Raw genomic sequence first — 12,298 nt, 5'->3', positions numbered from 1 at the left:
GGCGGTCTCAGTCGACAAGTGCGCCGGCCGACAGGTTGGCGATCGTCCCGGTCATCGCTCCGGCCCGATCCGAGGCCAGGAACGCGGCCGTCTCCGCGATCTCGGACAGTGTCGGCAACCGCTTCAAAAGCGTGCCCTGCACCATGCCGCCGCTTTCCAGCAGTTCCTGCACGGACTGCCCCGCGGCCGCGGCGGCGGGTTCGAACAGCTCCCTGGTGTACGAACCGGCCGCCGGCGCGTCGACGACGGCGTGCGGTCGAATGCAGACCACCCGGACGTTGTCGGGAGCCAACTCCGCGGCCAGTCCCCGGGAGAAGGCCTCCTTCCCGGCCGCGCTCACGCTGTGTCCCAGGATTCCGCCCACCGCCAGCTTGGAACCCGGCTCGGACAACGTCAGGATGACGCCGCGGCGTTCGCCTCCCATGTGCCGCGCCACCGCCTTGCTGGTGATGAACAACGTCCGCAGGAACCCGTCGATCGGCCGCATGAACTCCTCCAGCGACAGATCCGCCAGCACGGTGCCCTGGTCGTGCATGACACTCACCGCGTTGAGCGCGATGTCGATGCCCCCGGCCGTCGCCGCGATCGTGTCGGCATGGTTGTCGACCGCCCGCTGATCGAAGACGTCGACCTGCGCGGTCTCGACCTTCCCGCCCGCCGCGACGATGTCACGGGCCACGACGTCGAGCCTGGCCTGCGTACGCCCGGCGAGGAAAACCCTCGCGCCCTCCCGGGCGAATACCCGGGCGGTCGCGCCACCGATGGCGCCTCCACCGCCGTAGATCACGGCATTCTTGTCGGCAAGCAGCAAGCCTGTCATCTCTGTTCTCCAAAGGTGAATTGATTCATCCGAATGAATGCGCGCTCTCGACGGCGGTAGCGCCGCCGTCGCCCGCGCGACCTCCGCCCCGTCGGCGGCCGCCGCCGGCGTCCGGCCCGGGAGGCCGGCGGCGCGAGCGATCGGGACGCCGCCTCCCATACACGCGGGCCGCCGGGTATCCGCTCCCGCGGCCCGACGGTCCGACGGTCCGAAGGTCAACTGTCCTTCCGGCGCTGGATCTCTTCCGCGATGCGCTTGATGCGGTTCAGCCGCGCATCCCAGGTCCTGCCGACTTCATGCAATTGGCGTACCGCACGCGAGAGTTGCGCCTCGTCGACCTCGTAGCGTCGCTCGCGACCCATCGGTGTGGCGTGTACGAGACCCGCACGATCGAGCACGGCCAGGTGCTTGGCGACCGCCTGGCGCGAGATCGGGAGGTGATCGCTGAGGCTGGTCGGAGTACCGATGCCCGCCACGAGCAACAGATCGAGCAGCCGGCGCCTGGTCGGGTCGCCGATCGCCGACCACAGCTCGTCGTCGACCGCGACGCTCACCGCGCCACCACCGAGGCGGCGTACTTCCGCAGCCGGGGCAGGAACAGGTCCCATCCACGCTCGTGGTCCCGGAAGGCCTCCTCCAACACGGCCGCCTCCCAGCCCTTCTCCCGCCAGCCGCTCTCGGTCAGCCGCAAAATCGTGCCGCCCCCGGAGGCTTCGAGTTCGAAGGTGATCAGGAGCGAATTGCCCTCGCCGGCCGGCTCGCCTTCGGCGGCGAGCCAGCGGATCGCGAACCGGTGAGGCGGATCCACCTCGACCACCGTGAACTCCTCCACCACGGCACGGTCCCCCCACACCAACTCACCCACGGCTCCGGGCGCGGACTCGAACGACGTGTCGTCGGGCCACCACATCCTGACGTGCTCGGGACGACTCACCACGTCGAACACGACCTCCGGCGTCGCATCGATGCGAATCTCCCGCTCCAGCTTCCCGAACTCCACCGCGAACCTCCAATAAGCAACCATTGGTTGCGTATGACTGTAGAGGTTCCGGCAAAAACCCGCAACCCAACGTTGCGCGTGGGTGTTGCAGCCGAGACGAGGGACACCTGTGCCCGGCCCGCAACTCCGGCCCGTCGCGCCGGTACCGCTGCGGCCGATCCAAGGCGGTGCCCGCAGCTCGGTGCCTCGGGAGATCCCGAGGCACCGAGCGACCGTCCGGGCCGCCAAGCCCTCAGTCCGGGGCGACGACGGGCAGCGCCCGGGAGGTGGTGTCGGTCATGCGGGCGAGGCCGCGACGGTGGTCGGCAACGTCCAGCGCTGACCGACGGATCCGTCGCACGTCACGAGGTCGAGCTGTGTCCCGTCCACCGATCCCGACGACGCGTCGCGGAGACACAGCCCCGAACCGAGGTTCCACAAACCGCCGTCGAGCGCGGGCAGCCACACCTGGTACGGCGAGCCGTTGCACGGGTGCAGGGCGACCATGGCCCCTGTGGTGCCCATGCACATGCCGGCGTGCCGGATGGTGCCGTCGATGGCGACGGTCCACTGTTGGGCGCCGCCGCCGTGGCACGTCCACATGATGACCGGGTTGCCGGGCGTCGTCGCGTTCCAGGCGTCGTCCATGCACTTGCCGGCAGTGCCGGCGGTCGTCGGGCCCACCGGGTGGCCGCGCTCCGAGGTCGACGAGAACGATCGGGTCTCCAGGCCCTGGCCGCCGCTCCAGATCTCGAAGCCGGCCTCGACCGCGATCAGGTGCCAGTCCGGGTTGACCACGCCGCGCACGACCGCGTCGCGGACGAACGCACGCAGGTCCAGATCGGTGACGGACGCCGTCGGGTCTTGCGGTCGGTAGCCGAGCAGCGGCCACGTCTTGCCGTTCGCGCTGATCGTGGTCTGCCACACGATGTACGGGACGCCCCCGATGTTCGCGGGCGTCCCGGGCGGGCTCTCCGACGCGGGGCGGCGGTCGAGCCAGATCATCAGCTCGGCGCCGTCCGGTTGACCGCTCGGGTCGGTGGTCGGCGTCGAGTTGAACCAAAGGTCGTACGCGATGTTGTAGTCGCCGGTGCTCGTCGGTCGCGTCGACCAGCTGCTCTTCGCGGAGCCGATCTCACGGACCGGGAGGGGCATCGCGGTCTTGGTCGGGTCGGTGCAGGTACCCCAGTGGCAGCCCTCGAAGATTTCCGGATAGGCGGCCGGCCCCGCCGGTGGGGCGACGTTCGCGCCGGAGGTGCTGACGGTGAATCCGCCCTCCGGGTCGACCGTGAGGCACTCTGCGAAGCCGCCGTAGTTGTTGTTGTCGACGATGTAGCGGCCGTCGGCGACGGATGCGGTGGCGTACTGCCCGCACATCGGCGCTGGTGTGGCGCTCGCCGAACCCGGCGTCGCGGCCATACAGCTCGCGCTCAACACTGCTGCCGACAGTGCGGCTTTCCAACGTGTCGCCGTCTTTCGTGCGATCGACAAGGTCGTCGCCTCTTTCCCCCGTGTGGCTGTGACCCGGAAAGCGTACTGCCCGGTTCCGTTTGGAGTGAGTAAGTCGTGGGTGGACGCCGGTGTTTCGGCTGCTCGAGGGGCGAGCGGCGAGTGGCGAGCCGAAGTTTCGGATGGCCCGTCAACCTGTGACGGCGTCGGATCGCCACGTGGGATGGGCGGGGCCGAGCGGCGGATGCCGACCCGCACCTGCGGTCGGGCCGGTGTAGGGGGACGCAGTGCCGACACGGCCGCCCGCGTCGTCGTATCGACGCCTGAGAACCCGCCCCGGGCCCGCGACCGGCGGGGAACGGGTAGCCGACGCCCCTCGGCGTCCCGTTCCCCGCCCGCCGGCGCCTCGATTACCGTGCCGCGACGTGAAGGGACGGAAATGGCCATGCGATGGGACGCGTTCCTCGACCGGGTACGCGAACGCGGCGAGTACGCCGCGCCCTCCTCCAACTCCCGCCGGGCTACGACCTGCTCTTCGGTCGCCCCGAACACATCCGACGACGCCCCACGCATGCCGCCGCGCCGGTGGATCGCGGGTCTGGCGTGGTGGCGGGTGAGGCGGTGAAGGCTGTACGCGTCTTCAGGCTCGCCGGCGCGGCATCGTCCTCTGGTATCGCTTCGAATCCGGTGATTCGACTCGTGCTCGGGTGTGGAACGGCGCGGCGAGGAGGGCCGGGATGATTCGTTTGTGGAACGGTTCGACCAGGGCGAAGTATCCGCGACCGACCCTGTCGGAGAACCGGACCTCGGTGGTGAAGATGCCGCGTTGGTCTACCGGGTCGACCTCGAACAGCGACCGGAAGACCAGGTGCTTGTCGGCGTTGCCGCACACGACCAGATCCGGGGACACCGCCTCGACGACCAACGGCCCGAACTTTCGCCCGGCCTCCAGATGGACCGGCCGGCCGTAGTTCCGCTCCTGGGTGTTGAAGCCGAAAGGGGCGGTCACCCTGTCACGTATCGACAATGCCAGGTCGAGCCAGGGGGGCGCCGATTCCAGGACCAGCGAGCAGAATCGCGGTGCGTTCATCGGTTCCGGAAGAGCGACGCTGTACTTGTCGGCGTAGTCGACGCGGCCGAGGGGGCTGGTAGTCACGTTGTGAAATCCTTCGTGTTTCGGCGAGTTGCGCCTTCAGCCGATACCGGCCGCGTACAGGGCGGCCGACAGCAGCAGCGCGCCGGTACCGCCGGCGGCGCTTGCGAGCACTTCCGGCCGGTTGTGGGGCCACCGCCGCAGGTTCAGGTACGAGGCGGCGGCGAAAGCGAGGCCACCGGCGAGGAACCACGGCCCCCAGAGGTAGGTGTACCAGCGGCTCACCGGCACGAGGTCGGCCGCCAGTCGGATCGTTCCGGCCTGGACCAATGCTCCGTGAACGATGAAGAGGAGGCCGTGCAATATCAGCAACACCCCGGCGCCCCAGCCCGCCCAGAGCAGGACCAGTCGGGTTCCGGGACGCCACGGGCGCGTCAGTGCCAAGCCGAGCAGGCCGCCGACGACTTTGAGAACACCGGTTGCCCAGAGGATCACGATGAAACCGGTGTCCCTGTCCTCGAGCAGTTTCAACAGCGAGGGCGCGATCGTCGACCCGGTCCCCGCCGTACCGCCCAGGACCCAGTAGAAGCTGGGGATCGCGAAGAGGAAACCCCAGGCGGCTGCCGCGAATCCCGGCCACTTGCCGATCTCCTTCAGCATGATCTGTTGTCCGTGCGGGCGGGGTGGTTCCTGGACTCGCTGCTTCGCATGTCAATCCTTCATGGCGGAAAAAGGCGGCGACACGGGCCGGACTGCCGAGCATCCGGCTCACACCGCGTCGCAGCGGCTCCGTGGCACCCTCCATACAACCCTGTATGGAAGATGACCATACAGTACTGTACGGACATAGCGAGGCAACAGCTCACACCACTCGATTGGTCCTCTGCGGCACTTCGTGCGCCGGCACGCGGCGGAGTCGCCGCAGTGTCGGTCAACGCACTCGCCGGCGAACTGCACGCCAGCCGGGGAAGCTTCTACTGGCACTTCAAAGACCGCAACGCGTTGCTGACGGCCGCGCTGGAGATGTGGGAACGCGATGGTCGCCGACACCGGCGCCCAAGCCGTCGCCGCGCTGGAACACCTCTTCACCGAAATCGCCCTTCCCGAGAGCCTGAAGCCGCCGGGGAGCATCCGATGACAGACGTGGCGATTGCGATGACCGAGACGAGTGCGGGTCGACCTGTGCGGGAAAGCTCGACGTTCACCCGGAGACGCTCCGTGCGCGGGCTCGAAAACATCAGCGCAGGCACGAAAGGCCGAAGGACCGCTTGCCGTTGACGAACGCGTCAGGCCGAAGGAACTCGAACGCCGCGATCGCGAGCAGGCGACGATCGCGGATGCGGCGAGTGTGGTGGTGAAGACGGCGAGGAAGAGCGGGTTGTCGATGTCGGTTCGACGGCTGGGTCGCCGCCCGGGGCCGGCTCGACGCCGACGGTATTGCTACCGAGGCGGCCCGGAACGGCCGCGACTCGGTCGTGGCCGTCACCGACGAACTCGCCGCCGGCCCCGGCAGGCCCTCGGCGCGCCCCGCACCGCTGCCGCAGTCAAAGTACTTCACTTGACGTACTTCAAACGTAGTGCTTTGATTGGGCAATCACCGAAGGACTTCGGGACTCCAGGACCCCAGGGGGATCTCATGCATCGGAACCCGGCCAGGCGTGCCGCTCTGCTCGACGCCGCCGTCGAGGTCCTCGCCCGCGAGGGGTCGCGCGGACTTACCCAGCGGGCCGTCGACAAGGAGGCGGCGGCACCCACCGGCACCACGTCCAACTACTTTCGGGACCGGGACGACCTGCTCGTCCAGGCGGGCGCACGGGTCTACGAGCGACTCAGGCCCGAGGAGGGCGTGCTCACCGAGAGCCTGGAGGGTGCGCGGGACGTCGCCTCGTACACCGCGATGATGCGGGGCGTCGTCGACAGGGTCGCCGGCTTCCGCTCCGGCTACCTGGCGCTGCTGGAGCTTCGCCTGGAGGCGGTCAGGCGGCCGCGGTTGCGCACGCTGCTCACCGAGCGGGTCCGCGCCGACATCGACGAGAACCTGGCTCGGCACGAGGCCGCCGGGCTGCCCGGCGGCTCGACCGCCGTCCTTCTCATCTACCTGGCCATGAACTGGCTGATCCTCGAACAACTCACGCTGCCGGACGTGTTCACGGACGTCGAACGCGACGAACTGATCCGACGCGCCGTCCAGCGCATCGTCGCCCCGTTTCCCACCACGACACGCTGACGTCCCGTCACGTCCCGTCCCGTCCCGGTCATGTCAGGCCCGGTTCGGCGTGCCGGCGGGCGCACCGAGACATCCCACCCCACCACCACCGCCTCTCGCGGTCGATCACCGAAGGTCGCCCATGCGCAAGCTCGTGTACTTCATCGCCTCCACCCTCGACGGTTTCATCGCCGGTCCCGACGGTAGCGACCCCACCGGTCCGGACGGCTTCTGGTTCCCCACGGAGGACTACATCCGCCACCTCGTCGCCGAGTACCCCGAGACGCTGCCCGGGCCGGCCCGCGCCGCGCTCGGCGTCACGGCCGAAGGCACCCACTTCGATACGGTCGTCGAGGGACGCAAGAGCTACGAGACCGGCCTCGCGGTCGGCGTCACCGATGCCTACCCTCACCTCAGGCACCTGGTCTTCTCCCGGACGCTGAACGAGAGCCCGGACCCCCGCGTCGAACTCGTCGCCGACGACCCGACGGCAACGGTGCGGGCGTTGAAGCGTGGTGCCGGCAAGGACATCTGGCTCGTCGGCGGCGCGGAACTGGCCGGCGCGCTCTACGCCGACATCGATCGCATGATCGTCAAGCTCAGCCCGCTCACCATCGGCTCGGGCATACCGCTGTTCGGCCGAACCACCGAGTTCTCGCCCACCGCCTGGGAACTCGCCGACCACACGGTCCTCGAGTGCGGAGCAGCCTTCCTCACCTACGACCGACGCACCGATGCACCGCGGCCGTCCGCCGCATAGTTCTCGGAACCATCGGAGGAGCACCGGGCGGCGGAGCCGCAACGGCGCGGACGGCGAGGGTCACACATCGCCCGGGGCCCTCGACAACCGGTACCGAACGCCGAACGCCGAACCCCGAAACGCGTCTGGCCTGCGCAGCAGCGTCACCACCTGGGGCCGACGCACGCCGCAGGGTGGCATTTCGTGCGGCCGGGTCGCGTCGTGCGTTCGGTCGGCGCGAGGGGCTCGCGCCGACCGGTCCCGTCACCAGTGGGCGGCGGTCGCGTAGTAGGTCGCGCCCGGCCACGCCTGGACCGGTGTCGTCGACGGCACGATCCTGCCCGCGCACAGCCCGCGTTCGGCCAGTCCGTTCACGATGCGCGGGATCGCGGCGAGCGTGGTCCGGTACCCCTCGTGCAGCAGGATGATGCCGCCGGGCCCGACCTGGAGCGCGTTGGTCACGATCTCGTCGGTGGAGATGCCGTTGTAGTCGAACGAGTCGGTGGTCCACAACACCTCGGTCATCCCGAGCGTATTCGCGTCCTGTCGGATCGTGGCGTTGGTCCGGCCGTAGGGCGGGCGGAACAGTGTCGGCGCGTGACCGGTACGGGCCTGGAGGATCTGGTTCGTACCCAGGAGCTCCGTTGAACGCGTCGGGTTCACCCGTCTCGTCCAGGAACGGATGCGAGAACGAGTGGTTGCCGATCCAGTGGCCACCGGCCGCGATCCGGTCGACGTACTGCGGATGGTCCAGCGCGTGCGCTCCGGTCAGGAAGAAGGTCGCCTTGACCCAGCCGGCGTCGTTCAGCGCCTGGACATAGTCGGGCGTCAGCGTCGAGGGACCGTCGTCGAACGAGATCGCCACATAACCGGCGGCGCACGGTGCCGGAGGCGTGGTATCGGCGTGCGCTGCCGTCGACGGTCCCAGGGCCAGGCCCGCCAGGGCGGCCAGCGCGCCGGCCGTCCAGACGCGGATTCGGACGCTCGACTTCATATCGATCAACCTTTCGAAGAGGTGGCACCGGCACGAATGCGGCCACCATCGAAGGATGGTGGCCGCACGATCGCCCCAACCGGGAACAGTCGGGAACGGCTTACCGACAGCCCCCGGCGGGCGTACCCATGGCGGGTCGAACTCAGCGCGTGCGAGCGGGCAGGATCCGCTTGAGGGCGAGGCCCGCACTGAACAGCGTGAACGCCGCCACGAGCGCCCACATGACGTTCGCGCCGGTGGCCGCCAGAGCCCCTCCGGCACCGGCGGCCGCCGCTCCCGTACTTGCGTGATACATGGTCACCACTTCCTTTCTTTTCTTCGGATCGCGTCCCAGAACGCCTGAGCCTGGGCCGCTTGCAGGTAGAGGTCGAAAGCCATCTCGACCACGATGAGCGCGCCGAGTACCACCTGGAGCGGCCCGCGTTTGCGGACGCTCACGGCGCGTTCGACGGAGAAGATCAACGTCACCTCCATCCACACGGGCTGGATACGCACGTGTCCGGTCAGGACGAGGGACAACAACAGGGACCCCAGGTAGATCGCGATGACCAGCAAGCCGATCAGCGACAGAACCTGGCGCCCCCAATAGGTTCGGGTGATGTGCGTCCAGCCGTAGTCGGTCAGGTTCTCCAAGGCGCCGCGCTTCCAGCGCAGCCGCTGTTTGAACAGATCCGACCAGGTACCCATGACCTCGGTCATCAGCGTGCACTTGGGCGGGCAGACGATCCGCAGGCCCAGATGCAGGATGCCCAGGGTCAGTTCGTTGTCCTCGGTGAGCACCCGTGTGTCGTAGACGTGTGCGGCGCCGGGCAGTTCACCGCTCGCCCGGGCCGCGACCACCTCTTGCAGGGTGAGTGCGCGAAAGAGGGTCGCGGTGCCGGTCAGTACGAGAGCCTTGCCCTGGAGCCGCTCGACGTCGCGGACGTATCGCGCGTATTCGTTGCGCTGCAACATGCCGACGAAGCCACCGCCCGGCTTGCCGGTGAACGTCCCGCCGACGGCCCCGAACTCACCCGTGGCCAGGCGCTCCAGGCCGTGGCTGAGGAATTCGGGCCCGAGGGTGGAATCGGCGTCCATCACCAGGATCGCGTCGGCCGGCCCGAGCCTCGGCAGGATGTGATCGATGACCTGGTTGAGGCCACCGGCCTTCTTGTGCTTGTTGTCGACGGTCTCGTAGACCTGCACACCCATACCGCGGGCGATCTCGACGGTGCGGTCGGTGCAGTTGTCCGCGATGACGATGATCGTCTCGGGGGGTCGGCGCTGGGAGTACAGGGACTCGATGGTCTCGCCGATCTGCGCTTCCTCGTTGTGCGCGGGCACCAGTGCGGTGATCCGCATCGAGTGCACGTCCACCGCGGGCAGCGAGCGCCGACGTCGTCGTTTGGTCTTGAGTCGAAACGGCTCGGCCTTGCGCGCTCGGTGCCTGCGGGGTCCGGAGGCACCGAGCGGAGCGGATGCCGGTGCGGGGCGCGGCTCATCGCGGATCGGCGCCAGGCTCTCGGTCGGGGCATCCGCGGTGAGCACGTGCTCGGCACGTCCTCGGTGTCGCCCGCCGGGCACGCCGCTCACGTACCCCGTGTCGTTCATCTCGCCATCGCATTCCGGATCGAGCCATGGCGAACGGACGAGGTCACCCCGCAGGCGCCCGGGCGAATCCCGCAGCCGTGACCGGCAGCGGGGCAGCACGAAGCCGACGAGGTTTCGGCTCGCGCACGATGCGAATCGCCCATTCCCCCCCCCGGGTCCCCACCCAGGATGATCAGGAATGCTGGACTTCAGCGCTCTTGTACATCACGAAACCTGAGATGTGAGTACAAGCACAGTCTTAGCCGGCGATGCCACGCCAACCACGGGTATAGCCGGCAATACCCAAACAACCGGACATATGGCGGAGGATGTCAAAAGCCGTCGATATGTCGACAGGTAACCGGCATTGCGTACGGTCGGGCAACGGCTTGGCGCACGAAAAGCGTGCGGGCTCGCCGGGCCCAGAAGATGGGATGCCGGAACGCTCCGACGCCACCGCCCGCCGCCAAGGCGCAGGTTCCACGTCGGGACGCCGACGAACACCGTGGCGACCGACGGTGTACGCAACGGTGGTTCGGGCTCGTGCACCGCCCCGGACGGGCCGCGTGCGCTCGGAGTCCACCGCGGAACTCCTGCCGCGTTACCGCAGGGAGCGGATCGCGGCATGCGACCGGGCGGTCGACCGACGGATCGCCGAACACCAACGCGACTTCGACCACGGGTCCGACGCCCGGGTCATCGAGGAAGGGACCCGACCCGCGGTACTCCCACACGGACGCCGCTCAGGCGGATGCGTTCCGCCGCGCCGTGACCGCACCGCTCGACGAACCACCGGGGGCCACGGCCATCGGGGGGTTGACTGGCGGAGGTCCGGGGCCCCGGAGTCCGGGATCGCGATCCGGCGGCGTGGTTGCGTCGTTTCCCTCGCAATGTCCCGGATAACCTGCGGCCCGTGCCCACCACGCGACACGAGGCTTTGCGCGCCGCGATCCTGGACGCCCGCGACGCGCTCGCCGCCCACCCGAACGACCCACCCGTCCTCGCGCTGAACCCGTCAGGAAAATCCGGCAGGAGGTCGAGGCGAAGCGATCCGGATACGATCCGGATGATGACCATGGGGCACCACCCGCGTCGGCTGCCGGTGGAACAGCGCGGTTAGAGCACCATGTGGCAGTAGAGTCCGTGGCCGTGTGACCGAGCCCGTCCGGCCAGTGCCGCAAGCTCGTCGAGGAAGTCCGCAAGATGGCCGGGATCGGCAAACCCGTGGAACTCCTCCGCTTGTGACCACGGTATGCAGATCTCGGCCAGTCGTTCGCAGGGTGCCTCCGCCAAGGCGTCGCGCACCTCGTCGGGCAGAGTAACGATCCAGATGCTCTCTGCCTCCGGGCTCGTCACCAGATGACCGAACCGGGGATGCCCGACAACCCGCGAGACAGGTTCACGAACAAGCAGCGCCACCGCCTGACCAAGCAGGACGGCGGGGTCTATCGTCTTGACGCAGACCGTGTCGAAACCGGCGTCCTCGGGTCCCTCCGCAAAGGCTGATGCCGCTGCCTGATCGTCGGGCGCGCCGAAGTAATCGTAGAAGATACCCATGCTGAGGAGTCTGGCAGTGCGCTCTGTCAGTCGGCGGACGGTCCGGGCTGTCAGTGGAGATCAACGGTGTGACCATCAGCGACTTCCGTCGTTTCGCTGCGGCCCTCAGCAGCAAGATCACGATCTACGGCTGGAGTCCCAAAGGGGCCGGCGAGACGCGACGGCGCGTAGCGGTTGCGCGCGCCCTCAGGGCGGACACACTGTGCGGCCTGGATGGGAGCGGGGATCGATTGCGGCGCCACGATCGGGACCGACGGCGCAGTCCCCGTGCCGAGCACGGACGCGGGCGCGGGCGGACGGCACAGCGCGGTGCACGGGGCGGCCATGCTCGTTGCCTGGTCCGACGTCGAGTTCGTCGACTCTCGGGGTCCTTCGCGCGTGGGTGTATCGGACGTACGGGTGGCCGCAGGACGTCCGGGCGCGGGTGCGGGCGGGCGCCACCGGGGACGGGCGGGCGAGGCTGTCGGCCGAGCCGATCGCGGAGTCGGACGCGCCGGGCATGCGCGGGGCGGGCCGGAGGTGGGGTCGTCACGGTCTTGGACCGGCGACCGGGCCGCCGGGATCGTCGGCCAGGACGACGGATGCGCAGATCCGCTTGCCCACGGGTTCGCGGTGCACCGCGAAGCTGCGGCAGAGCGCCATCACGATCTCCAGACCGTGCCGGCCGATCCGGTCCGGATCGGTGGGCAGGATCGACGGAGACGGTGGGTCGCCGTCCCACACGCCCACTTTGACCGCGGCGTCGCGCACGTCCAGCGTCAACAGGCACGGACCGGGCGCGTATCTGCGCACATTGGTCACCAACTCCCTCACCACCGACTGCTTGCGCGGAAGGTTCTCGCCTTCGACGGGCACGATCCCCTCACCCGGCGAGACGGCAATGGGCCGTCAC

The 12,298-nt window shown here is 68.8% G+C and carries 15 protein-coding genes and 2 pseudogenes; 5 read left to right on the top strand and 12 right to left on the bottom strand.

What is annotated here, in order from left to right; translation table 11 throughout:
* Positions 1-7 precede the first annotated feature (7 nt).
* From ACMXN5_RS31895 to ACMXN5_RS31880, 4 genes are all read right to left on the bottom strand, one after another.
* Positions 8-820, bottom strand: a complete 813-nt coding sequence (locus tag ACMXN5_RS31895; protein WP_439678365.1) for an SDR family NAD(P)-dependent oxidoreductase — start codon at positions 818-820, stop codon at positions 8-10.
* Between the two features lie 215 nt (positions 821-1,035).
* On the bottom strand, positions 1,036-1,374 hold the full coding sequence (locus ACMXN5_RS31890) for an ArsR/SmtB family transcription factor (RefSeq protein ID WP_439678364.1): 339 nt from the start codon (positions 1,372-1,374) through the stop codon (positions 1,036-1,038).
* Complete coding sequence (locus ACMXN5_RS31885) at positions 1,371-1,820, bottom strand: SRPBCC domain-containing protein (RefSeq protein WP_439678363.1); 450 nt, start codon at positions 1,818-1,820, stop codon at positions 1,371-1,373. Before ACMXN5_RS31885 ends, ACMXN5_RS31890 begins: the two co-directional genes overlap by 4 nt.
* Before the next feature lie 276 nt (positions 1,821-2,096).
* Complete coding sequence (locus ACMXN5_RS31880) at positions 2,097-3,176, bottom strand: ricin-type beta-trefoil lectin domain protein (protein WP_439678362.1); 1,080 nt, start codon at positions 3,174-3,176, stop codon at positions 2,097-2,099.
* Between the two features lie 517 nt (positions 3,177-3,693).
* Here ACMXN5_RS31880 and ACMXN5_RS31875 point away from each other — a divergent pair.
* Entirely contained in the window at positions 3,694-3,873 is a 180-nt protein-coding gene (locus ACMXN5_RS31875; protein WP_439678361.1) for a hypothetical protein, read from the top strand.
* 15 nt (positions 3,874-3,888) lie between these two features.
* On the opposite strand, the gene ACMXN5_RS31870 is transcribed toward ACMXN5_RS31875, so the two are convergent.
* Together ACMXN5_RS31870 and ACMXN5_RS31865 are read right to left on the bottom strand one after the other, a co-directional pair.
* Positions 3,889-4,404: a DUF2867 domain-containing protein gene (locus ACMXN5_RS31870; RefSeq protein ID WP_439678360.1), complete on the bottom strand. Its 516-nt coding sequence runs from the start codon at positions 4,402-4,404 to the stop codon at positions 3,889-3,891.
* A 36-nt stretch (positions 4,405-4,440) separates the two neighbouring features.
* Complete coding sequence (locus ACMXN5_RS31865) at positions 4,441-5,001, bottom strand: DUF3995 domain-containing protein (protein WP_439678359.1); 561 nt, start codon at positions 4,999-5,001, stop codon at positions 4,441-4,443.
* 48 nt (positions 5,002-5,049) lie between these two features.
* Between ACMXN5_RS31865 and ACMXN5_RS31860 the strand changes: the two are divergent.
* From ACMXN5_RS31860 to ACMXN5_RS31850, 3 genes and pseudogenes are all read left to right on the top strand, one after another.
* Positions 5,050-5,343, top strand: a pseudogene (locus tag ACMXN5_RS31860) (helix-turn-helix domain-containing protein); the annotation flags it as partial.
* Positions 5,344-5,977: 634 nt separating this feature from the next.
* Positions 5,978-6,568: a TetR/AcrR family transcriptional regulator gene (locus ACMXN5_RS31855; RefSeq protein WP_439678358.1), complete on the top strand. Its 591-nt coding sequence runs from the start codon at positions 5,978-5,980 to the stop codon at positions 6,566-6,568.
* Positions 6,569-6,689: 121 nt separating this feature from the next.
* Positions 6,690-7,307, top strand: a complete 618-nt coding sequence (locus ACMXN5_RS31850; protein WP_439678357.1) for a dihydrofolate reductase family protein — start codon at positions 6,690-6,692, stop codon at positions 7,305-7,307.
* Positions 7,308-7,550: 243 nt separating this feature from the next.
* On the opposite strand, the gene ACMXN5_RS31845 is transcribed toward ACMXN5_RS31850, so the two are convergent.
* From ACMXN5_RS31845 to ACMXN5_RS31830, 4 genes and pseudogenes are all read right to left on the bottom strand, one after another.
* A complete protein-coding gene (locus tag ACMXN5_RS31845; protein WP_439678356.1) occupies positions 7,551-7,949 on the bottom strand; it encodes a polysaccharide deacetylase family protein in 399 nt (132 codons plus the stop codon).
* Between the two features lie 64 nt (positions 7,950-8,013).
* Positions 8,014-8,280, bottom strand: a pseudogene (locus ACMXN5_RS31840) (polysaccharide deacetylase family protein); the annotation flags it as partial.
* A 142-nt stretch (positions 8,281-8,422) separates the two neighbouring features.
* On the bottom strand, positions 8,423-8,575 hold the full coding sequence (locus tag ACMXN5_RS31835; RefSeq protein ID WP_331772491.1) for a hypothetical protein: 153 nt from the start codon (positions 8,573-8,575) through the stop codon (positions 8,423-8,425).
* A gap of 2 nt (positions 8,576-8,577) precedes the next feature.
* Positions 8,578-9,870 carry a glycosyltransferase family 2 protein gene (locus ACMXN5_RS31830; protein ID WP_439678355.1) on the bottom strand — a complete coding sequence of 431 codons (1,293 nt, stop codon included), beginning with the start codon at positions 9,868-9,870 and terminating at the stop codon, positions 8,578-8,580.
* Positions 9,871-10,762: 892 nt separating this feature from the next.
* Here ACMXN5_RS31830 and ACMXN5_RS31825 point away from each other — a divergent pair.
* A complete protein-coding gene (locus ACMXN5_RS31825; protein ID WP_439678354.1) occupies positions 10,763-10,969 on the top strand; it encodes a hypothetical protein in 207 nt (68 codons plus the stop codon).
* Here ACMXN5_RS31825 and ACMXN5_RS31820 read toward each other — a convergent pair.
* Both ACMXN5_RS31820 and ACMXN5_RS31815 read right to left on the bottom strand, forming a co-directional pair.
* A complete protein-coding gene (locus tag ACMXN5_RS31820; protein ID WP_439678353.1) occupies positions 10,966-11,406 on the bottom strand; it encodes a hypothetical protein in 441 nt (146 codons plus the stop codon). The genes ACMXN5_RS31825 and ACMXN5_RS31820 overlap by 4 nt on opposite strands.
* A 528-nt stretch (positions 11,407-11,934) precedes the next feature.
* A complete protein-coding gene (locus ACMXN5_RS31815) occupies positions 11,935-12,261 on the bottom strand; it encodes an ATP-binding protein (RefSeq protein ID WP_439678352.1) in 327 nt (108 codons plus the stop codon).
* Between the last annotated feature and the right edge of the window lie 37 nt (positions 12,262-12,298).

The sequence above is a fragment of the Embleya australiensis genome, from assembly GCF_051903075.1.
GTDB lineage: Bacteria > Actinomycetota > Actinomycetes > Streptomycetales > Streptomycetaceae > Embleya.
Note: the sequence above shows the minus strand (reverse complement) of the source record. Positions and strands in the feature narration are given on the sequence as shown.